This is a genomic window from Nocardioides sp. WG-D5, from assembly GCF_054031175.1.
On record NZ_CM132928.1, the window covers coordinates 3138034 to 3158444 of the forward strand.

Here is a 20411-nt window from a genome sequence, read left to right on the forward strand (position 1 = left end):
CTACCAACGGCAGTCGCGGCCTGCGTACGTGAGCGTGAGTGGTTCAGTGGAGAACCGGAGGAGCCGCTCCATGTTCGGCCTGGATCTTGGGCAGGCCACCCGAGGAATGGATGCCGCCGAGCATCAGGAGTGCGGCGATCACCTTGGCAGCGTCGATGCTCGCGCTTGTCGGCGCGGTCATCCATTGCGGAGATCGCCTTCTTACGAGATGGCGTCAGGCAGTGTGCTGAGGAAGGCCGTTGCCAACCGTCCGCGCGTCCAGCTTTCCGCACACCGCGTTTTCTAACAGGCCTCATAGACGTACGCCGCATCGTCCTGCCCCACGAGATCGCGGACACGGAGGATGGTGAGCGGGGCGCGGTGGGGGTCGGCGCAGACGGCGGCGAAGGAGAGGCGGGCTTCGGTGAGGGAGTCGGGGTATTCGATCTGGAGCACGTGGGAGCCGTAGACGTCGGTGTAGGCGGAGCACTCCGCGTAGGCACCGCACTCCTCGACGACGGCGAAGTCGAAACCGAGGTCGTCGTGGGCGGTGCGGGCGGCTTCGGCGGCGTTCTTCTGGGCGATCGCCAGGCCGAGATCGTGGGCGGTCGAGACGTACGCCTGGGCAAGGGCGAAGGCGCCTTCTCGGGAGATCGATTCGAAGCGGGTCCAGGTGTCGAGGTTGTCGATCTCGACGGCGTCGAAGCCTTTGTCGGCACAGCCTTCGATGACCGGGCTGACAACGTCGAGGATCGCCGAACGCGCGGAGGCGGTGGAGGGGTCGAGGATGATCTCGTCGGGCCAGTCGGGGTCGCGTACGGGATCGCCGGAGGAGTCGCGGAGCAGCGCTGAGGGGCGCTCGGACCAGTCGGCGCCGGGTTGGGTCTGGAAGCCGTTGACGTAGCAGACGTTGTAGGCGCCCTCGAGGGGCTCGGCGGTGGCGTCGCGGGCGACCACGTCGATCGGGGTGCCGTCGGGCAGCTCATCGGCGGTGCCGCCGAGCTGGTAGTCGAAGACGCCGTCGGTGGGCGGGAGAGCGGGCGCCGTGTCGGCAGACGGCGCCGCGGCGGGCCCGCAGGCCACCAAGGCGAACGATCCGACAAGTGCGACGAGGGCCGGGCTGCCGATGGCAGCCCGGCCCTGCGTACGTGACCGTGAGCGGATCAGTGGAGGACCGTCGGAGCGGCGGCTCCGTGCTCGGCCTTGCTCTTGGGCAGGAACCACGCGGGGATGAGCGTGGCCAGGACCAGGATCGCGGCGATCACGAAAGTGGTGGAGAAGGCCTCGGCCATCTCGACCGGGATGGCCTTGAAGACCTCCGGCAGCTTGGCCGGGTCGAGACCCAGCGAGGCAGCGGCCTCACCGACCTTCTGCTGGTTGGCCGGGTCGCTCATGAACTTCTCGAGACCGGCCGCCGGGACACCGAGCTTGTCGGCGAGGTCGTCCGCGGCGGAGATCGACTCCTTGCCGGACAGGGCGTTCGTCAGCAGCACCGAGAAGAGCGCGGTGCCGGCGGAGGCGGCGACCTGCTGGACGATGTTCACCAGGGTCGTACCGCGGGCGATGGTGTGCTCGCGCAGCGTCGCCTGGGCGGCGGCGAAGGTCGGCATCATCGTCGCGCCCATGCCGAGGCCCATGATGAACAGGGACACGAGCAGGTACCAGTAGGGCGTGGCGTCGTCGAGCCGCGAGAACATGAACATGCCCACCGCGATCGTGGTGAGGCCGCTGAGGACGATCTTGCCCGGGCCGGTGCGGTCCGCGAGCATGCCGGCGAGCGGCATCGTGACCATCGCGCCCAGACCCTGCGGAGCCAGCAGCAGACCGGCGTGGAGGGCGTCCTCGCCGCGTACCTGCTGGTAGTAGAGCGGGAAGAGCAGCGAGGCACCGAAGAACGCCATCGCGAAGATCGACAGGGTGATCACCGCGACGGTGAGCTCCTTGTTGCCGAAGAGGCGTACGTCGATCAGCGGGTGGTCGTTGCGAGCCGACAGCGCCCACGGGATGAACGCGGCGATCAGCACCAGGCCCGCGACCATGAAGGAGAGCACCTTGGTGTCCAGGATCGTGCCGGCCTCGGGGATCGAGGAGACGCCGTAGAGGAACAGCGCCAGACCCGGGGACAGCAGCACCATGCCGAGGAAGTCGAAGGACTGCGACGGCTCGACGTGGTCCTTGGGCAGCGCGCGCCAGGCGTAGATGATGGCGACGACGCCGATCGGGATGTTGATCAGGAAGATCCAGTGCCAGGAGGCGGAGTCGATCAGCGCGCCACCGATGATGGGGCCGAGGATCGGGCCGAGGAGCATGGGTAAGCCGAGGATCGCCATCACGCGGCCGACCCGCTCAGGACCGGCTGCGCGGGTCAGGATGGTCATACCGAGCGGCATCAGCATGCCGCCACCGAGCCCCTGGATGACGCGGAAGGCGACCAGCATCGGCAGCGAGGTGGCCAAGGCGCACAGCGCCGAGCCGAGCGCGAACAGCACGATCGCGGTCATGTAGAGACGTTTGGTGCCGAACCGGTCGGCGGCCCAACCGGTCAGCGGGATCACCGTCGCCAGAGCGAGGGTGTAGCCGGTCATCGTCCAGGCGACCTCGGCAGAGGTGGCGTCGAACTCGCGCTGGAAGGTCTCCAGTGCGACGGAGACAACGGTGATGTCGAGGATCGACATGATCGATCCGAGCACGACGACGCCAGCGACGATGAGCACACTCTTGTCGAGGTGGTCGTCCGGCGCCTTCTCAGGCTTGGCAGAAATGTCTGTCACGGGTTGACAGCCTACGTGTGGGTTGATAGGTCCCCTAGCCAATATTTACTTTTGAATGGTGACCTGACTCACTGCGGCGAGCGGCCGCGGAGAGCATGACAGCCTTGATCACTCGGTAGATCGGCCGGATCAGCCAGCCCGGCACCGTGCCGTGGCGCTCCTCCTCCCAGACGCGCGCCCGCGGATGGGACTGGAGCAGCCGGTCGAGGAGCGCCGGTGAGCCCGTTTCCGGGGTGCCGGCGAGCACGTCGATGCGGCACACGTGCTTGATGTTGGCGTAGCCGTACTGCGCAGGGTTGACCAGGCGCAACGGTGCGCCGTGAGCGCCGTCGAGGGGCCGGCCGCCGAGCCGGTCGGCGAGCAGGACGTCGTCGGCCAGGAGATCGTCGAGCTGGGCCACGAAGAACTCGCCGTCGAGGGCGCGGACCATCACGTGAGTGACGGTCGTGCCCGGGGTGACGGCCGGTGCGACGTACCGCTGATAGACGTCGGCGAACGCGACGCCCTCCCAGAGGAGACCGGTCACCGACCAGCCGGCGACGCAGTGGAAGTCGGCAGCGAGCTCGCGACGATCAGCGCCGACCAGCTCGTCCAGGGGGATCTCGATCGGCGCCGTGAGCGCTCCGCCGAAGGTCACGGTCGGATGGGCGGGCACGGTCGGAGGGGGCTGGTCGACACGTCGGCCGAAGCGCGGGAAGAAGTCGATCTCCCGCTGCCCGGGCGGGAGGGCGGCGCGTGGGCGGGTGGTCTCGGTCATGTCAGTCACCGTGACAGCGACGGGGCACGGTGCGCCTCAACCCTGGGGAGCGGCCGTCTCATCCTCAAGGATGAGGAAGCGTTCGGCGGTCGGGTTCGGGCTCCGCGAAGCGACTGGGTCTCGACCCGCTTCGCGGGTTCGCAAGCTCACCCGCTGCGCTCGCTCGACCTCCTCCCGTTTGCCCGGCGCAAGCGCCGGGCAAGGCTCGGAAGTCGGTGGTGGCGGCTACGGTCGTCTCCATGTCCTTCGTACCCGTCACCGGCCGCGCCGTCTTCCGGCCCGCGCAGCCGCCGCGGGACTCGGCCGTGGAGTTCACGGACGCCCGACGGTCGGTGTCGTTGCCGATGCGGGCCGCGCTGCCGGTCCTCAAGAAGGCGTACGCAGCCTCCGACCTGCATCCCTCGGTCGCTCTGGTCGCGTCGGCAGCCCACCTCGGGCTCCGGTTCGTGGCCGCGGGACAGCTGGAGCCCGTCGACGGTTCGTGGGCGGTCCGCTACACGCCGGAGGACGAGGAGCGGGTGCGGCTGCTGGCCGAGTCTCGGGCTTATGAGGATCTCGACGGCGAGGCGGCCGAGCTGCTGGTGCGGGAGATCGTGGCCGCGGTCGCGGACGCGGTGCCGACCTCGGCGCCGAAGGCGTCCGGGTCGGGTGCGTTCCGGGAGTCGCTGCAGACCCGGCTGGCGCGCTACCGGACCGACGAGGGGCCGGTGACGGCCGCGTTGCCGTCGCTGGTGCGGCTCTCCTTCCGGGTCGAGGCTCCGGAGGAGGACCTGCTCGCGGGGGCGCTGACCCTGGTGCCGCAGGTGCACGACGAGGCCGACCCGCTGCACGTGGCCGATGCCGAGAGGCTGTGGGACGAGGCCGACGATCACGGCTTCGGCCCGCGGGCGCGTACGCATGCGCAGGTCGCTCTCCGCGGAGCCGCGGAGGCGTGGCCGGTGCTCGACCGGCTGCTCGACCTGCCGGTGCCCACGTCGCTGACTCTGTCGAGCGACGAGGTCGTGGGGCTGCTCGAGGACGGGGCCGGGTGGCTCAAGGAGCGCGGCGTGGACGTGCTCTGGCCGCGCTCGCTGTCGCGAGACCTGACCACGTCGGTGGCCGTGGACCGGGCGCCTTCGACCTCCTCCCGCGCGCGGGAGGACCTGATGCGCGAGTCGCCGCTCGGGGAGAAGGGTCTCTTCGCCTTCCAGTGGCAGGTGGCGCTCGGTGGTGAGCCGCTCGATGCCGCCGAGATGGACGCCCTGGCGGCGGCCGCGGGTCCGATCCTGCGGTTGCGAGGGGCGTGGGCGGTCGTCCATCCCTCGGTGCTCCGCCGTGCGCGCAAGCGGCTGCTCAAGCGGATCACCGGCGGCGAGGCGCTGGCCGTCGCCCTGACCGGTCAGGTGCCGGCGGAGGTCGCCGAGGCCGCGCCGGGCGAGAAGGTGATCATCGGGGCCTCGATCGCACGGCTGCGTGACGAGGTGATCGCGGCGACCTCGGGCCCTGCTGTCGACGTGCCACCCGAGCTGCAGGCGACACTGCGGGGCTATCAGGTCGAAGGGCTGACCTGGCTGGCGGGGATCACCTCGCTCGGCCTGGGCGGGTGCCTGGCCGACGACATGGGTCTCGGCAAGACGCTGATGACGATCGCGCTCCACCTGCATCGCCAGAAGGAGCACGCCGGACCGACGTTGGTGGTGTGCCCGGCGAGCCTGCTGGGCAACTGGGAGGCCGAGCTCGCCCGGTTCGCCCCCGAGGTGGAGGTGCGCCGCCATCACGGGTCCGAGCGCGACCTCGACGGGGCCACGGGTGTCGTGCTGACGACGTACGGGACCATGCGGCGCGACGTCGAGCTGCTCTCCGCGGTGCAGTGGGGGCTCGTCGTCGCCGACGAGGCGCAGCACGTGAAGAACGCCGCCTCCGCGACCGCGAAGGCGCTCCGCGAGATCCCGTCGCACGCCCGGGTGGCGCTGACCGGCACCCCGGTGGAGAACAACCTGACCGAGCTGTGGGCCCTGCTCGACTGGTGCGTGCCGGGGCTGCTCGGCAGCCGCCTCGCCTTCCGGAGGGCCTGGGCGAGCCAGATCGAGGCCGGTGCGGACGTCGGGAAGGCGAAGGAGTTCGCGGCGCTGGTCGGCCCGTTCCTGCTCCGTCGCCGCAAGTCGGACCCCGGGGTGGCGCCCGAGCTGCCACCGAAGACCGAGACCGACCACCTGCTCTCGCTGACCCGGGAGCAGGCCGTGTTGTATGAGGCATTCGTCCGAAACGCCATGGAGAGGATCGAGCGGCTCGACGCCGACGATCCGCAGCGGCGGGGGCTGGTCCTGAGTCTGCTCACCGGCCTCAAGCAGATCTGCAACCACCCGGCGCAGTTCCTCAAGCAGGAGGCCGGCCGGATCACGGGGAGGTCGCAGAAGATCGAGCTCCTCGACGAGCTGGTCTCGACCGTCCTCGCCGAGTCGGGGGCGGTGCTCGTCTTCACGCAGTACGTCGCGATGGCCCGCCTCCTCGAGGCCCACTGGGCCGCCTCCGGTGTGGCGCACCAGTTCCTCCACGGCGGCACCCCGGTGGCGGAGCGGTCGCGGATGGTCGAGCGCTTCCAGGAGGGCGAGGTGCCGGTCTTCCTGCTCTCGCTCAAGGCCGGCGGGGTCGGGCTCAACCTGACCCGTGCCGACCACGTGATCCACGTCGACCGATGGTGGAACCCGGCGGTCGAGGACCAGGCGACCGACCGCGCCCACCGCATCGGCCAGACGCGTACGGTCCAGGTGCACCGGCTCATCACCCAGGGCACCGTCGAGGAGCGCGTCGCCGAGCTGCTGCAGCGCAAGCGGGTCCTCGCCGACGCGGTGCTCGGGGCGGGCGAGGCCGCCTTCACCGAGCTGTCCAACGCCGAGCTCCGTGAGCTCGTCAAGCTCGGTCCCCAGAAGCGCCGGAAACGCCGCCGGATCGCGTCATGAGTCCGGCCCTGACCTTCGCCCGCGAGCCGCACCGACGCGGGATGGTGCGGGTCGATTCCTGGTGGGGGCGGGCGTTCCTGCGGGCGATCGAGGAGCTGGCCTACGACGACAACCAGCTCTCCGGGGCCCGCTCGCTCGCCCGCTCGGGGCGGATCGGAGGGCTGGTCGTCGAGGCCGGCCGGTTCGCGGCCGCGGTCGACGACGAGCGCGGGCTGTGGACGGTGACCGGCACGGTTCCGGTGCTGAGCGCAGATGACGTCGCCGCGCTCTCGGAGGTCCTCGGTGCCTCGGCCGAGCGGGCCGAGGCGCTCCTCGTCGGCGAGCTTCCGCTGGATGTGGCCGAGCACGCCGAGGAGGCCGGGGTCGAGCTGGTGCCCTACGGCGACGAGCTCGCGGTGACCTGCACGTGCGGCCACTGGCATGCGGTGTGCGGTCATTCGCTCGCGGTGCTCCACCAGCTCTGCTGGACCCTCGACCGCGACGCCACCGTGCTGCTTCACCTACGTGGCGCGGAGCGCGAGGAGCTGATCGGGCGTCTGCGTCCGGGACCGGAGATCGTCCGAGCGGCTCCGGTCGGCGAGGCGACGCGCGACCAGGTCGATGACGTCGAGATCGCACTCGACGCGGTGCTTCGGGCGCGTCACATGCTGGAGGAGTGACTCGAAAGGGTGAACAGCGGCTAACCTGACGGAATGACTTCGGCTCCGACGAAGACCAGGCGCGAGCAGATCCTGGACACCGCGGCCGAGCTCTTCGCGGCCCGCGGTTTCCACGGAGTGTCCGTCTCCGAGCTCGGTGCAGCCTGCGGCATCTCCGGCCCCGCGCTCTACAAGCACTTCCCGAGCAAGGACGCGATGCTTGCCGAGATGCTCGTCTCGATCTCCCAGGAGCTGCTCCGCGAGGGCCGCGCCCGGGTGAAGGGTGCCTCGAGCACCACCGAGGCCATCGAGGCGCTGATCGACTGGCACGTCGACTTCGCGCTGCGCGACCGGGCCCTGATCGTCGTCCAGGAGCGCGACTGGCAGTCGCTCCCGCACGAGGCGCGGGATCAGGTGCGCACCCTGCAGCGGAAGTACGTCGACCTCTGGGCCGACCAGCTCCGCGACCGCAACCCTTCGCTGGCCCTCGACAGTGCCCGCGCGATGGCCCACGCCGTCTTCGGTCTGATCAACTCCACGCCGCACAACCGGGTCCTCCCGGAGGAGTCCACGCGCGCCGTGCTCACCAAGATGGCCCGCGCCGCCCTCGCCGAGTAGCGGCCGACTTCGGAGTGGGGCTTGTCACACGAGGTTAATGAACGTTAACCTCGTGCCATGGCGTCGAATCTGCGCGAGCTGACCCTCGAGCTGCGTGAGCGGCTCGAGCGGGTCCGGCAAGGAGGGAGCGAACGCTCCCGGCAACGGCACACCGACCGCGGGAAGCTGCTCCCGCGGGACCGGGTGGATGGTCTCCTCGACCCCGGGTCACCGTTCATGGAGGTGGCTCCGCTGGCGGCGTACGGGATGTACGACGACGGCGACGAGTGGGCGGTGCCGTCGGCGGGGGTGATCGCCGGCATCGGGCTGGTCGCCGGCCGCAAGTGCATGATCGTCGCCAACGACGCGACCGTGAAGGGCGGCACCTACTACCCGTTGACCGTCAAGAAGCACCTGCGGGCGCAGACGATCGCGGCGGAGAACAACCTCCCGTGCATCTACCTGGTCGACTCCGGCGGCGCGTTCCTGCCGAAGCAGGACGAGGTCTTCCCCGACCGCGAGCACTTCGGCCGGATCTTCTTCAACCAGGCCAACATGTCCGCGAAGGGCATCCCGCAGATCTCCTCGGTCATGGGCTCGTGCACCGCGGGCGGTGCCTACGTGCCGGCGATGAGCGACGAGACCGTGATCGTGCGCGACCAGGGCACAATCTTCCTCGGCGGACCGCCGCTGGTGAAGGCGGCCACGGGCGAGGAGGTCACCGCCGAGGAGCTCGGTGGCGGGCTCGTCCACGCGACGAAGTCCGGCGTGGTCGACCACCTGGCCGACGACGACAAGCACGCCCTCGAGATCGTCCGTGGCATCGTCTCGACGCTCCCTGAGCAGGAGACGCGGACGAGGACGTACGACGAGCCCGTCGAGTCCCCCGAGACGCTCGTCGACGTGGTGCCCGCCGACACCAGGACCCCCTATGACGTACGCGAGGTGATCCGCCGCATCGTCGACGGGTCGAAGCTGCAGGAGTTCAAGCAGCTCTACGGCGAGACGCTGGTCTGCGGCTTCGCCCACATCGAGGGGCAGCCGGTCGGCATCGTCGCCAACAACGGCATCCTCTTCTCCGAGTCGGCGCTCAAGGGCGCCCACTTCGTCGAGCTGTGCAACCAGCGCGGCATCCCGCTGGTGTTCCTGCAGAACATCACCGGGTTCATGGTCGGCAAGGAGTACGAGAACAAGGGCATCGCCCGCGACGGCGCCAAGCTCGTCACCGCCGTCGCCTGCTCCGTGGTCCCGAAGTTCACCGTCGTCATCGGCGGCTCCTACGGCGCCGGCAACTACGGCATGTGCGGCCGCGCCTACGACCCGCGTTTCCTGTGGATGTGGCCTAACGCGCGCATCTCGGTCATGGGCGGCGAGCAGGCCGCCTCGGTCCTCGCGACCGTCGCCGGCAAGCCGGACGACGAGGAGTTCAAGGCGCCGATCCGCGACCAGTACGAGACCCAGGGCTCGCCCTACTACGCCACCGCGCGGCTGTGGGACGACGGCATCATCGACCCCGCCGACACCCGCCGGGTGCTGGCGATGGGGCTCGCGGTCGCGGCCAACGCGCCCACGCCCGAGCCCAACTACGGAATCTTCAGGATGTGATGGCCGTGTTCGAGAGTGTTCTGGTCGCCAACCGGGGCGAGATCGCGCGCCGCGTCTTCCGGACCTGCCGCGAGCTCGGCATCCGGACGATCGCCATCTACACCGCGCTCGACGCGGACGCGCCCCACGTACGCGACGCCGACGAAGCCGTCGAGGTGGCGTCCTACCTCGACGCCGACGCGGTGGTCAACGCCGCCGCCGAAGCCGGGGCGGAGGCCGTCCACCCGGGCTACGGCTTCCTCTCCGAGCGGGCCGAGTTCGCGCGGGCGGTGACGAAGGCCGGGCTGACCTGGGTCGGGCCGACACCCGAGGTCATCGAGCAGATGGGTCGCAAGGACGCGGCCCGGGAGATCGCGGTCGCGGCCGGCGTACCCGTGGTTCCGCGGGGCGAGGACAGCCCCTACCCGCTGCTGGTCAAGGCCGCGGCCGGCGGTGGCGGCAAGGGCATGCGCATCGTTCGCTCGCCGGAGGAGTTGGACGAGGCCAGAGCGGCAGCCGCCCGCGAGGCGCTGAGCGCGTTCGGCGACGAGACCCTCCTGATCGAGAAGTACGTCGAGCGTGGCCGTCACATCGAGGTGCAGGTCTTCGGCGACACCCACGGCAACGTCATCCACCTCTTCGAGCGCGACTGCTCCGTGCAGCGCCGCCACCAGAAGGTGATCGAGGAGGCGCCTGCCCCGACACTGACCGACGAGCAGCGGAACCTGGTCCTGACCAGCGCCGTCGCGCTTGCTCGCCAGGTCGACTACACCGGTGCCGGGACCGTCGAGTTCCTGCTCGACGAGGCGTCCGGCGAGGCGTACTTCCTGGAGATGAACACCCGTCTCCAGGTCGAGCACCCGGTCACCGAGGAGGCCGTCCGCATCGACGGTGCCTCCGCCGATCTCGTCGCCCTGCAGCTCCGCGTCGCTGCCGGGGAGCCGCTGGGCATCGCCCAGGACGACGTACGCATCGACGGCCACGCCATCGAGGTCCGGGTCTACGCGGAGGACGCCTTCGAGGGCTTCCTTCCCCAGGCCGGCCGGACCTCGATCGTGCGCTGGCCCGAGGGGGCTCGCGTCGAGCACGCCCTGGAGAGCGAGCAGGTGGTCAGCACCGCCTACGACCCGATGCTCGCCAAGGTCATCGTCCACGGCGCCGACCGCGAGGAGGCTCGGGCGGCGATGGTGAAGGCACTCGACTCGACCGCCGTCCTCGGGCTGACCACCAACACCGGCTTCCTCCGCGTGCTGGCCGCCTCCGACGCCTTCCGCGACGCCGAGATCGACACCGCCTGGCTCGACCGCAACGAGGTGCCCGTTCCGGATCCCGATGTTCCGCGGACGCTCGTGGCCTGGGTGAGCGCGATGCTCGCCGCGGTCTCGGACACCACGACCCCGTTCCGTGCCGACGGCTGGCGGCTCGCCGGCTCCCCGGCGCCGACCATCGTCGACCTCGACCGGAGCGTCACCGTCGACCGTCCCTCCGGCCGTGTGGCCAGCGATGGCGCTGGTCACCTGGTCCGGCAGATCAGCGCGGCCGACCACGTCCTCGTGGCCATCGTCGACGGCGTACGCCACTGGGCGGCGATCAACGTACAGCCCGGTCTCGCCGAGATCGTCCACCAAGGCCACCGCTTCGACTTCTCCCCGCCCGACCGCGTCGCCGGCGCCGCCGCCCACCACAGCGACGGAGCCGTCGAGGCCAAGATGCCCGGCACCGTCATCGACGTACGCGTCGCGGTCGGCGACACCGTCGAGGAGGGCCAGGTCCTCGGCGTCATGGAGGCGATGAAGATGGAGGTCTCCCTCAAGGCGCCGGTCGCCGGCACCGTCACCGTCGTCGGTGCGGGTGCCGGCTCCCAGGTTCCGCTCGGGGCGGAGCTGTTCGTGGTGTCGCCCGATGCGGAGTGATCCGTCAGTACCAGCTCTGGTTCGTGCTGCTGTCGCACTCGGCCAGGCCGCCGACGTACGGATCCTGGATGCACCAGCCGTAGGCCTCGTTCTGGAACCGGATCGTGCCGTCCGCCCAGCGCTTGATCCACCAGCTCTGCTCCTCGCTGTCGTTGCAGGGGAGGCTGCGCAGGAAGATGACGCCCGTGCCGGTGCCGAGCTGGGCGTGCAGGCACTCCCCGGTCCGGCCGTTCTGGAAGCGACGGGTGCCGTCGTTCCAGGCCGTCACGATCCACTGCTGCGTGGACACTCCGGCGCAGGCCGCGGTGCGCGGCTCGGTCGTGGTGTCCTCCAGGCACAGGCCGGTGGCCTGGTTCCGATAGGTCTCGGTGGCGGCCGACGCAGGCGTTGCGAAGCCTGCGATCAGCCCGAAGGCGGTGATGATCGTCGTGACCGCAGCGGCCAGAAGAACGGCTGCGGAACGATGCGGACGGTGCGTCCGCAGCATGGTGAGAGTCGGGTTCGTCATGTGAGGACCTGCCTGTCGACCAGGCTCGGACCCGGTTGTCCGAGCGTCGGGATCGACCGTGTCAGAGGGCGCTCTCAGATCTCTGTCTCGTATCTGTCAGGTTCCCCACGAGGATTAGGTTGGCAAGCATGAGTGACCCGTCGACAGGCTCAGGACACCTCCCGGCCGTCGTACGCCACGACGACCTGCCCAGCAGGATCACGATCTACGAGGTCGGTGCGCGTGACGGCCTCCAGAACGAGAAGACGGCGATCGACACCGGCGTCAAGGCGGACCTGATCACCCGGCTGCTCGACGCCGGGCTGAGCCCGGTGGAGGCGACGAGCTTCGTGCACCCGAAGTGGGTGCCGCAGCTGGCCGACGCGAAACAGCTCATGGAAGAGCTGGTCGACCGCATCGGCGACAGGGCGCGAGAGCTCCCGGTGCTCGTCCCCAACGAGAAGGGTCTCGACCGGGCGCTCGAGCTGGGGCTGCGGCACGTCGCGATCTTCGGCAGCGCGACGGAGACGTTCGCCAACAAGAACCTCAACCAGAGCTTCGACGGCCAGTGGGCGATGTTCGAGCCGACGATGAACCGGGCCAAGGACGCGAACATGACCGTCCGCGGCTACCTCAGCATGTGCTTCGGCGACCCCTGGGAGGGTCAGGTCGAGATCGCGAAGGTGGTCGAGGCCGGAAAGCGGCTCCTCGATCTGGGCGCCGACGAGCTCAGCCTCGGCGACACGATCGGCGTCGCCACCGCGGGCCACGTGAAGGCGCTGATCAAGGCGTTCGAACATGAAGGCGTCCCGACCGAGCGCCTCGCGCTGCACTTCCACGACACGTACGGCCAGGCCCTGGCCAACACCCTCGCCGGGCTCCAGTGCGGCGTGACCACCTACGACGCCAGTGCCGGCGGTCTGGGCGGTTGCCCCTATGCCAAGAGCGCGACCGGCAACCTGGCCACCGAGGATCTGCTCTGGATGCTCAACGGGCTCGGGATCGACCACGGCGTCGATCTCGACAAGGTCGCCGACACGAGCAGCTGGCTCGCCGGCCACCTCGGCAGGCCGAGCCCCTCGGCCGTCGTACGTGCCCTGCGTTCGTAGCTGGCCATACGCCCTAGACTGCACCCAAGAGTGACGGCCGGGTGACAAAAGACGGTCCGCCGCGACAATCTCTACTAACTTGGTGCAGAATAGCGGGACCATGGCGCGCAAAGTCTTTCTCCACGTCGGCGCTCCGAAGACGGGCACGACGTACCTCCAGGACAGGTTGTTCCACAACCGGGTGTCCCTGGAGAAGCATGGCGTCTTCTACCCGGTCGGCAGCCAGCCCGACTTCTTCCGGCCGGCGCTCGACCTGATCGACCGTCCGTGGGGCGGGATGCGGAAGACCGTCCACGGCGAGTGGGACGCGCTGGTCAAGCGCGTGCGCCGCCACGAGTCCGAGACGATCCTGATCAGCCACCACCTCTTCGCCGGCGCCAGGCCGGACCGGGTCGAGAAGGCGATGAACGACCTCGGTGAGGGCGGCCGCACCGAGGTGCACATCGTCTATACCGCCCGCGACGTCGCGCGCGTGCTGGCAGCGGAGTGGCAGGACCAGGTGCAGCGCGAGCGCAAGGTCACCTTCGCCCGCTACCTCGAGCGGATGCAGACCGCGAAGCAGTCGCGCTCGGCCGCCTGGTTCTGGCGTACGCACGGCCTGCCCGACGTGCTCAGCCGGTGGGGCCGCAACCTGCCGCCGGAGCGGGTGCACCTGGTCACCGTGCCGCACGACGGAGCGCCGAGCGAGGTGCTCTGGCGCCGGTTCTGCGAGGTCGTCGGCATCGAGGAGGCCTGGACCCCGGTCGACAGCGACCGCCACAACCAGTCGCTCGGCCGCGCCGAGGCGACGCTGCTGCGCCGGCTCAACGCGCGGCTCGAGTCGCAGGAGCTGCCCCGCGAGGACTACCGCCACCTTGTCACCGAGGTGATCGCCAAGCGCACCCTCGCCCACCGCGACGGCCGCGAGCGGGTCACCCTGCCGCCCTCCGCCTTCGACTGGGCCGACCAGGTCGCCGAGCTGTGGATCGAGTGGGCCGAGCTGGCCAAGGTCGACATCGCGGGCGACCTCGACGAGCTGCGCCCGCAGCGACCCGAGGCCGACGTCGAGTGGGTCGACCCGGACACGCCGCGCACCAAGGACGTGGCCGACGCTGCGATCGACGCCCTGGTGGCGGTCGTCGTCGAGGCCGCCCGCACCGACCCGCCCCAGCGCCCGGTCGCGTCGCGCGCCGCCCGGGCCATGCGCCGGGTCCGGGGGCGACGCTCCTGATGCCGACACCCACGCGGGGTTGGGGTTGGGCCGCGCACCTTCGCGAGGGTGGGACGACTCCTTGGTCATCCTGGTCCGAGCCCGCCGTGCCCTTCACGACCGACCACCTGCCGGGTGCCGAGATGCTCGAGCTGCTGCGGCAGCTCAACGAGACCGCACCGTCGGAGCCGTCCCGGGTCGACGCGCTGCTGCGTACGAGCCCGCCGGGCCGCGGCCGTCGCGACCTGCCGTTGCTCGGGGACACCGAGACCAGGACGTACGGTCCGCTGCCGGTGGATCCGGAGACGCTGTCGCCGAGGGAGCTGCTGAGAGCGGCGAGCGTGCGGCTCGCCGAGGACCTGCTGGACACGGTGGAGACCGTGCCCGTGCCGCGCCCGCGGAGGTGGCGACGCCGACGCACGACGGTGGCGCCTGAGCAGCAGAGGTTCCCCTACCGTCTGGTCGGCTCCCCGTGGCTCACGCTGCCCATCCGCGAGGAGCTGGAGCGACAGGGGAGGCTGCCCGGCGGCGACGGCTTCACGGTCTACGTCCTCGGTGGCCCGCTGGACGAGATCGCCGCCGCCGCGTGGAGGTTCCGCACCTTCACCAACCGGGTCAACCCCTGGCACATCTGGATGCGCGACGCGCAGTGGCGCGGCTGGTTCGGCCCGCGTGCCGACCTGCCCCGGATCGCCCGCTGGTGGGCCGGACGGGTCGGGAAGGACCGCGTCGAGATCGTCACCGACCCTGCTCTGCTGCCCGGCCTGCTCGGCGTCGACAGACTGCCCGGGCCCTGGTCGATCTCGGCCGAGGGCCACGAGGTCGCCCGTGTGATCGGGCAGGTTCTCAGCGTACGCACCGATCTGGAGACCCAGCGGAAGCTGCTGGTCGACCAGCTGCGACCGCGGTTGGAGAAGCTCGAACCGCTCTTTCCGGGGGCCCGGGAGGTCGGCGTACCCGCGGAAAGTTTGGATTGGGTCGAAACACAGGCGCGGGCCCAACGTGATGCATTGGTGGAAGCCGGATACGCTCTCCACGGAGACCCTGACCGGCTCCTCCCCTCGGGGAGGGCGATCCAGGGTCCCGATGAGCGCCGGGCGCTGGCGCTCGCGTTGTCATTGCTGGCGGGGCATTCCTAGAGGAGTAGAACGTTGGAGACTGGGCGGCGCGTGCTGCTTCATGTCGGCACCCCGAAGACGGGCACTTCCTATCTTCAAGACGTCCTCTTCCACAATCGGGAGTCCCTGGCCAAGCAGGGGGTTCACTACTTCGCCGACCGCTTCGACGCCCACTTCCTGGCGGCCCTCGACCTGATGGACCTGCCCTGGGGCGGCATCGAGGAGGAGGCCACCGGCGCCTGGGACGCACTTGCCGCGAAGGTGCGCGAGGTCGAGAACGGCACCGTGATCATCTCTCACGAGATCCTGGCGAGCGCGTCCTGGCAGCAGGCCAAGCACGCGCTGGACTCGCTGGGCGACTCCGAGATCCACATCATGCTCTCCGCGCGCGACCTGGCCCGGCAGATCCCGGCCGAGTGGCAGGAGAACGTCAAGCACCGCTCGGTCGTGAGCTACGCGGATTTCCTCGAGGAGATCCGCGACCCGGCCCGCGAGGGCCGCATCGGGTCGTGGTTCTGGGGTGTCCAGGAGCTGCCCGACATCCTCGACCGCTGGACCCAGGGCATCCCGCCCGAGCGTGTCCACCTGATCACCGTCCCGCTGCCGGGGTCGCCGTCGACGCTGCTGTGGGAGCGGTTCTCCACCGCCTTCGGCCTCGACGACCTGACCATCGACTTCGAGGGCATCGACCGCGGCAACCCGTCCCTCGGCGTGCCCGAGGCGGCGCTGCTCCGCGAGATCAACCTCGCGGTCGTGCCGGTGCTCGAGCCGGCCGACTACAGGCCTTTCGTACGCGAGTTCCTGGCCCACCGCACGCTGGCCAAGCGCCGCGACTCCGCCCGTCTGGCGCTCTCCCCCTCGATCCTGCCGTGGGTCGAGTCGCTCTCCGAGAGCTGGGTCAAGGCGCTGTCGGGACGCGGCTACGACGTGGTCGGCGGGCTCGAGGAGCTCCTCGTCCCCGAGGATCTCGCGGGCAAGCCGTTCGTCGACCCCGACACCGTCGCCCCGCGCGAGGTCCTCGACGCCGGCGTCGCCACGATCGACGCGCTGCTCCAGGAGGCCATCCGGCTGCGCAAGTCGGAGGCTCGGCTCGAGGACGAGGTCGCCGAGCTCCGCGCCGAGCTGGACCACACCCGGTCGCTGGTGCCGAAGCAGCGTGCGCGCGAGGGTCTCGAGCGGCGCTGGTGGGGCCGGGCGGTGCTGAAGGTCTACCGCCTCGTCCGGCGCTAGTTCTGCTGGTCCTTGCGACGCGGCAGCAGCTCGCGCGAGGCGTAGCGACCGATCTGGTAGGTCATCCAGCCGTCGGTGCCGGCGCCGACGACACCGCCGACCAGCGGAACCCGCTTGGCCACCATCGAGACCATCCGCTTGCCAGCGACGCGGCCGATCAGCTCCTGGGCGACCTCGGCGGCGACGAGGTCGTCGACCGCCCGGTCGTAGGCCGGAGCCGTCGCGACGGCCATCGGCGGAGCCGGGATCTTCTTCTCCTTGATCTGCTTGCTCACCTTCTCCTCGCTGAGGAGGGTGAGCAGGATGGCGTTGCGTACGCGGGGGTCGGTCAGGTCGTAGCCCCGCAGGTGCGCGATCGAGGCCACCATCCGGCACTGGATGATCGCCATCCCGGTGATGTTGGCCGGGAGGGTCAGCGCCTGGGTGACCAGACCGCCGATGTTGGTCGCGAAGCCGCCCACGCCGGCCAGCCGTACGTGGTTGTCGATGATGTGCTTCACCGCGAGCTCGACGTCGTTGTCGTGGTCGGCGAGGTGCTTCTCGGCGGTGGCGGCCGCCCCCGGGAGCGGGCCGATGCCCACGATCGCGTGGTGCAGCGCCTGTCGGACCACGTTGGTGGTGACGCCCGGCGCGGACTGGATGACCTTGGGTGCGAGCCGGCCAGCCGCACTGGTGAGCACTGACTTGGGACCGATCATGTGGCAAATCTTAAGTGTGTGGTGGTTGCGGCCGTGCGGGGCGATAACGTTTCGTCGTGGCGAATCTTGGGGGTCCGATCGAACCGGAGCCGTCGCCGTGGGCCTTCGCCGACCTTCGGGACCCAGGTGCCGGCCACGGTGGGGCTGATCTGGACGATCTGGTGGGTATGGGCGCGGACGTCGCGCCCGGGACACTCCTGGCTGCGTACCGGCACGGGATCTTCCCGATGCCCGGGGAGTCCTCGCGCGATCCGATGATGTGGTTCTCGCCGGTCAAGCGGGGCGTACTCCCGCTGGACGGGCTGGTGGTCTCACGGTCCTTGCGACGGTCGGTGCGCGACTTCGAGATCAGGATCGACACCAGCTTCGACGAGGTGGTGGCCTCGTGCGCCGACCCGCGTCGGCCGCACGGCTGGATCGACAAGCGGATCCGCCGGGCCTACGGCAACCTGCACCGGCTCGGCTGGGCGCACTCGGTGGAGGCCTGGCAGGACGGTCGTCTGGTCGGCGGCCTCTACGGGGTCGCGATCGGCGGGCTCTTCGCCGGGGAGTCGATGTTCCACCGGGTGCGCGACGCGTCCAAGGTCGCCCTGGTCGGGCTGGTCTCCGCGCTGCGCGAGGCGGGGTCGATCGACCAGCGGATCCTGGACGTGCAGTGGCGCACCGACCATCTCGCCTCGCTCGGCGTGGTCGAGATCGATCGCAACGACTACCTCGACCGCCTGGAGAAGGCGCTCAGGCTGCCGCTCCCGGAGGCGTTCGGTGGTCCCTCGGCAGAGGGTTAGAGGACGTACGCCTCGGCGCCGGTCTCGCTGACCATCGGCCGCCCGGCGGCGGCCCAGTCGAGCATCCCGCCGGCGAGGTTGACGACCTCGTAGCCCTGCTGGGCGAGGTAGTTGACCGCCTGGGCGCTGCGCCCGCCGACCTTGCAGACCACCAGGGTCTGGCCCTCGGGAAGGTCACCGAGGCGCGCCGGGAGCTGCTGGAGCGGGATGTGCGTCGCGCCCTCGATGTGTCCCGCGGCCCACTCGTCGTCCTCGCGGACGTCAAGGACTGCCACGGGCAGGGGATCGGGCACTCCGGCGATCTCGACGGTGGGGATGGTCACGCTCAAATCCTACTTGAGAAGGCGGGACATCCGGCGATCGGCGAGCGGCTTGCCGCCGGTCTGGCAGGTGGGACAGTACTGCAGGCTCGAGTCGGCGAAGCTCACCTCGAGGATCGTGGAACCGCAGACCGGACACTTCTTGCCCGCCTTGCCGTGCACGGCGAGATTCGACTTCTTCTCGCCCTTGAGCTCGCTCATCGCCAGACCGGAGTCGCGCTCGACGGCCTCCTTCAGGGTGGTCCGCAGCGCGTCGTAGAGGCTCTCCGACTCCTCCTCGGTCATCTCCGCGGGCTTGAAGGGCGACATCTTCGCGGCCCACAGGATCTCGTCGGAGTAGGCGTTGCCGATGCCCGCGATGATCGACTGCATCCGCAGCACACCCTTGATCTGCTTGCGGCCCTGACCTGCGAGGATCTCGCGGAAGCGGGCCAGGGTGAAGTCGTCGGCGAGCGGGTCGGGACCGAGGGAGGCGACTCCCGGGACGTCCTGCGGGTCGTGGACGACGTAGAGCGCCAGTCGCTTCTTGGTGCCGCCCTCGGTGATGTCCAGCCCGGTGTCGTCGTCGAGCACGACCCGGATCGCCAGTCCCGACTTCGACCCCGGGCGCGGCGGTGTCGCCGGGACCTCGTCGCGCCACCGGATCCAGCCCCCGCGAGCGAGGTGGAGCACCAGGTGGATGCCGCTGGCCTCGATGTCGATGAACTTCCCGTGGCGGGTCACGTTGTCGACGAGCGTGCCCTCGACCGCGGTCAGGGGTGGGTCGTAGGTCTTCAGCGCGCTGAACTGCGCGACGTGCACCTTGGTGATCGCACGGTCCTTCAGGCGCCCGCGCAGGTCCTCGGCGAGCGCTTCCACCTCGGGGAGTTCCGGCATGGTCGCGAGTCTAGATCGTGACGCTTGCGCAGGGGGAGGAAATCCGGTTATCATCGAACACACGTTCGACGCCAGCGGTCGATGCAGGAGTCTGCGCCTTTCTAGGATTGATCCTAGAAAGGTGAATAGAGACCTACGCTCGCAAATGATGTGCCTCGCTAGCGAAATCTAAGACGCGCCCTAGATATGTGGATACCGTCTGATCATGGACCCCATCCGCAATCCGTACGCTCCCGGCGCCGGTCAGCGGCCCCCGGAGCTCGCTGGTCGTAACGAGCAGCTCGGGCAGTTCGACGTGGTGCTGGAGCGGGTGGCACGCGGTCGCCCGGAGCGGTCGCTCGTGCTCACCGGGCTCCGCGGCGTCGGCAAGACGGTCCTGCTCAACACCCTGCGCTCCGCGGCGGTCCGCAAGGGCTGGGGTACCGGGAAGATGGAGGCCCGGCCCGACCAGTCGCTGCGCCGGCCGCTGTCGAGCGCGCTGCACCAGGCGGTGCGCGAGCTGGGCCATCCGAACTCCGACGACGTCGACCACGTGCTCGGCGTGATCCGGAGCTTCGCCCAGCGGGAGGCGGGTCCCAACGCCAAGCTGCGCGAGCAGTGGTCGCCGGGCATCGAGGCGCCGGCGGTGCGGGGTCGGGCCGACTCCGGTGACATAGAGATCGACCTGGTCGAGCTGCTCACCGACGTCGGAGGGCTCGCCGCCGACGTCGGCAAGGGTGTCGGTGTCTTCATCGACGAGATGCAAGACCTGGGTCCGGACGACGTCTCCGCGATGTGCGCGGCCTGCCACGAGATCAGCCAGTCGGGGCTCCCGGTGATCGTCGTGGGCGCCGGCCTGCCGCACTTGCCGGCCGTGCTCTCGGCGAGCAAGTCCTACTCCGAGCGGCTCTTCTCCTACCAGCGCATCGACCGCCTCGAGCGCGAGGCGGCCGACCGCGCCCTCGCCGCCCCCGCGGGCGAGGAGGAGGCCGAGTTCGAGCCCGACGCCCTCGCGGAGATGTACGCCGCCACCGGCGGTTACCCCTACTTCATCCAGGCCTACGGCAAGACCGTGTGGGACCAGGCGCCCCGCTCGCCGATCACGGCGGAGGACGTGAGGGTCGCCGCCCCCGAGGCCGAGCGCGAGCTCGCGGTCGGCTTCTTCGGCTCCCGCTACGAGCGCGCCACGCCCGCCGAGCGGGACTACCTCCGCGCGATGGCCGACGCCGCCGTCGAGCTCGGCGCCGACGACATCGGCACCGTCGCGACCGCCGACGTCGCCGCCTTCCTCAACAAGAAGCCGCAGTCGCTCTCCCCGGCCCGTGACGCGCTGATGAAGAAGGGCCTGATCTACTCGGGTGAACGCGGCCGGATCGCGTTCACGGTCCCTCACTTCGGCCGTTACCTCCGTCAGCAGGGCTGAGCTCGATCGGGGTCATCGG

At 70.1% G+C, this 20411-nt stretch carries 19 protein-coding genes; 11 read left to right on the forward strand and 8 right to left on the reverse strand.

Features of this window, described 5'->3' with window-relative positions; translation table 11 throughout:
• Window positions 1-43 precede the first annotated feature (43 nt).
• The 4 genes from ACWZJV_RS15315 to ACWZJV_RS15330 form a co-directional block, all read right to left on the reverse strand.
• Window positions 44-181 (reverse strand): hypothetical protein, encoded by a 138-nt coding sequence (locus ACWZJV_RS15315; protein WP_457176902.1) that lies wholly within the window; start codon window positions 179-181, stop codon window positions 44-46.
• Between the two features lie 101 nt (window positions 182-282).
• On the reverse strand, window positions 283-1062 hold the full coding sequence (locus ACWZJV_RS15320; protein WP_457176904.1) for an endo alpha-1,4 polygalactosaminidase: 780 nt from the start codon (window positions 1060-1062) through the stop codon (window positions 283-285).
• Window positions 1063-1142: 80 nt separating this feature from the next.
• A complete protein-coding gene (locus ACWZJV_RS15325) occupies window positions 1143-2750 on the reverse strand; it encodes a DHA2 family efflux MFS transporter permease subunit (RefSeq protein ID WP_457176906.1) in 1608 nt (535 codons plus the stop codon).
• A gap of 34 nt (window positions 2751-2784) precedes the next feature.
• Window positions 2785-3507, reverse strand: a complete 723-nt coding sequence (locus tag ACWZJV_RS15330) for a molybdopterin-dependent oxidoreductase (RefSeq protein WP_457176908.1) — start codon at window positions 3505-3507, stop codon at window positions 2785-2787.
• Between the two features lie 239 nt (window positions 3508-3746).
• On the opposite strand from ACWZJV_RS15330, the gene ACWZJV_RS15335 reads away from it, so the two are divergent.
• Genes ACWZJV_RS15335 through ACWZJV_RS15355 form a run of 5 tightly spaced genes read left to right on the forward strand, consistent with a single transcriptional unit; the run spans window position 3747 to window position 11178 of the window.
• A complete protein-coding gene (locus ACWZJV_RS15335) occupies window positions 3747-6446 on the forward strand; it encodes a DEAD/DEAH box helicase (protein ID WP_457176910.1) in 2700 nt (899 codons plus the stop codon).
• A complete protein-coding gene (locus ACWZJV_RS15340; RefSeq protein ID WP_457176911.1) occupies window positions 6443-7105 on the forward strand; it encodes an SWIM zinc finger family protein in 663 nt (220 codons plus the stop codon). The genes ACWZJV_RS15335 and ACWZJV_RS15340 overlap by 4 nt, the downstream gene beginning before the upstream one ends.
• Window positions 7106-7138: 33 nt before the next feature.
• Window positions 7139-7702 (forward strand): SACE_7040 family transcriptional regulator, encoded by a 564-nt coding sequence (locus ACWZJV_RS15345; RefSeq protein ID WP_008355856.1) that lies wholly within the window; start codon window positions 7139-7141, stop codon window positions 7700-7702.
• A 57-nt stretch (window positions 7703-7759) separates the two neighbouring features.
• The gene (locus ACWZJV_RS15350; RefSeq protein ID WP_457176913.1) at window positions 7760-9286 is read left to right on the forward strand and encodes a carboxyl transferase domain-containing protein; all 1527 of its coding nucleotides are present in this window, start codon (window positions 7760-7762) and stop codon (window positions 9284-9286) included.
• Window positions 9286-11178, forward strand: coding sequence for an acetyl/propionyl/methylcrotonyl-CoA carboxylase subunit alpha (locus ACWZJV_RS15355; RefSeq protein WP_457176915.1), 1893 nt, complete (start codon window positions 9286-9288; stop codon window positions 11176-11178). Before ACWZJV_RS15350 ends, ACWZJV_RS15355 begins: the two co-directional genes overlap by 1 nt.
• A 4-nt stretch (window positions 11179-11182) precedes the next feature.
• On the opposite strand, the gene ACWZJV_RS15360 is transcribed toward ACWZJV_RS15355, so the two are convergent.
• A complete protein-coding gene (locus ACWZJV_RS15360) occupies window positions 11183-11686 on the reverse strand; it encodes an RICIN domain-containing protein (RefSeq protein WP_008355863.1) in 504 nt (167 codons plus the stop codon).
• A gap of 128 nt (window positions 11687-11814) precedes the next feature.
• On the opposite strand from ACWZJV_RS15360, the gene ACWZJV_RS15365 reads away from it, so the two are divergent.
• From ACWZJV_RS15365 to ACWZJV_RS15380, 4 genes are all read left to right on the forward strand, one after another.
• On the forward strand, window positions 11815-12774 hold the full coding sequence (locus ACWZJV_RS15365; protein WP_457176917.1) for a hydroxymethylglutaryl-CoA lyase: 960 nt from the start codon (window positions 11815-11817) through the stop codon (window positions 12772-12774).
• 100 nt (window positions 12775-12874) lie between these two features.
• On the forward strand, window positions 12875-13984 hold the full coding sequence (locus tag ACWZJV_RS15370) for a hypothetical protein (protein WP_196875975.1): 1110 nt from the start codon (window positions 12875-12877) through the stop codon (window positions 13982-13984).
• A gap of 86 nt (window positions 13985-14070) precedes the next feature.
• On the forward strand, window positions 14071-15102 hold the full coding sequence (locus ACWZJV_RS15375; protein ID WP_457176919.1) for a hypothetical protein: 1032 nt from the start codon (window positions 14071-14073) through the stop codon (window positions 15100-15102).
• Between the two features lie 12 nt (window positions 15103-15114).
• Window positions 15115-16311 carry a hypothetical protein gene (locus tag ACWZJV_RS15380; protein ID WP_457176921.1) on the forward strand — a complete coding sequence of 399 codons (1197 nt, stop codon included), beginning with the start codon at window positions 15115-15117 and terminating at the stop codon, window positions 16309-16311.
• Here ACWZJV_RS15380 and ACWZJV_RS15385 read toward each other — a convergent pair.
• Complete coding sequence (locus ACWZJV_RS15385) at window positions 16308-17009, reverse strand: EcsC family protein (protein ID WP_050800505.1); 702 nt, start codon at window positions 17007-17009, stop codon at window positions 16308-16310. The two genes, ACWZJV_RS15380 and ACWZJV_RS15385, sit on opposite strands and share 4 nt — an antisense overlap.
• A gap of 56 nt (window positions 17010-17065) precedes the next feature.
• On the opposite strand from ACWZJV_RS15385, the gene aat reads away from it, so the two are divergent.
• Window positions 17066-17794 (forward strand): leucyl/phenylalanyl-tRNA--protein transferase, encoded by a 729-nt coding sequence (gene aat / locus ACWZJV_RS15390; RefSeq protein ID WP_008355874.1) that lies wholly within the window; start codon window positions 17066-17068, stop codon window positions 17792-17794.
• Here aat and ACWZJV_RS15395 read toward each other — a convergent pair.
• Both ACWZJV_RS15395 and ACWZJV_RS15400 read right to left on the reverse strand, forming a co-directional pair.
• Complete coding sequence (locus tag ACWZJV_RS15395; RefSeq protein ID WP_196875973.1) at window positions 17791-18117, reverse strand: rhodanese-like domain-containing protein; 327 nt, start codon at window positions 18115-18117, stop codon at window positions 17791-17793. The two genes, aat and ACWZJV_RS15395, sit on opposite strands and share 4 nt — an antisense overlap.
• Window positions 18118-18126: 9 nt before the next feature.
• Window positions 18127-18990 carry an Fpg/Nei family DNA glycosylase gene (locus ACWZJV_RS15400; protein ID WP_008355878.1) on the reverse strand — a complete coding sequence of 288 codons (864 nt, stop codon included), beginning with the start codon at window positions 18988-18990 and terminating at the stop codon, window positions 18127-18129.
• A 205-nt stretch (window positions 18991-19195) separates the two neighbouring features.
• On the opposite strand from ACWZJV_RS15400, the gene ACWZJV_RS15405 reads away from it, so the two are divergent.
• On the forward strand, window positions 19196-20392 hold the full coding sequence (locus ACWZJV_RS15405; RefSeq protein ID WP_008355880.1) for an ATP-binding protein: 1197 nt from the start codon (window positions 19196-19198) through the stop codon (window positions 20390-20392).
• Window positions 20393-20411 lie beyond the last annotated feature (19 nt).

Bases quoted from the DNA above. Each gene is read 5' to 3' on its own strand.
- ACWZJV_RS15315 (WP_457176902.1), bottom strand. From the start codon at position 181: ATGACCGCGCCGACAAGCGCGAGCATCGACGCTGCCAAGGTGATCGCC.
- ACWZJV_RS15330 (WP_457176908.1), bottom strand. From the start codon at position 3,507: ATGACCGAGACCACCCGCCCACGCGCCGCCCTCCCGCCCGGGCAGCGG.
- ACWZJV_RS15335 (WP_457176910.1), top strand. From the start codon at position 3,747: ATGTCCTTCGTACCCGTCACCGGCCGCGCCGTCTTCCGGCCCGCGCAG.
- ACWZJV_RS15340 (WP_457176911.1), top strand. From the start codon at position 6,443: ATGAGTCCGGCCCTGACCTTCGCCCGCGAGCCGCACCGACGCGGGATG.
- ACWZJV_RS15345 (WP_008355856.1), top strand. From the start codon at position 7,139: ATGACTTCGGCTCCGACGAAGACCAGGCGCGAGCAGATCCTGGACACC.
- ACWZJV_RS15350 (WP_457176913.1), top strand. From the start codon at position 7,760: ATGGCGTCGAATCTGCGCGAGCTGACCCTCGAGCTGCGTGAGCGGCTC.
- ACWZJV_RS15355 (WP_457176915.1), top strand. From the start codon at position 9,286: ATGGCCGTGTTCGAGAGTGTTCTGGTCGCCAACCGGGGCGAGATCGCG.
- ACWZJV_RS15360 (WP_008355863.1), bottom strand. From the start codon at position 11,686: ATGACGAACCCGACTCTCACCATGCTGCGGACGCACCGTCCGCATCGT.
- ACWZJV_RS15365 (WP_457176917.1), top strand. From the start codon at position 11,815: ATGAGTGACCCGTCGACAGGCTCAGGACACCTCCCGGCCGTCGTACGC.
- ACWZJV_RS15370 (WP_196875975.1), top strand. From the start codon at position 12,875: ATGGCGCGCAAAGTCTTTCTCCACGTCGGCGCTCCGAAGACGGGCACG.
- ACWZJV_RS15385 (WP_050800505.1), bottom strand. From the start codon at position 17,009: ATGATCGGTCCCAAGTCAGTGCTCACCAGTGCGGCTGGCCGGCTCGCA.
- ACWZJV_RS15400 (WP_008355878.1), bottom strand. From the start codon at position 18,990: ATGCCGGAACTCCCCGAGGTGGAAGCGCTCGCCGAGGACCTGCGCGGG.
- ACWZJV_RS15405 (WP_008355880.1), top strand. From the start codon at position 19,196: ATGGACCCCATCCGCAATCCGTACGCTCCCGGCGCCGGTCAGCGGCCC.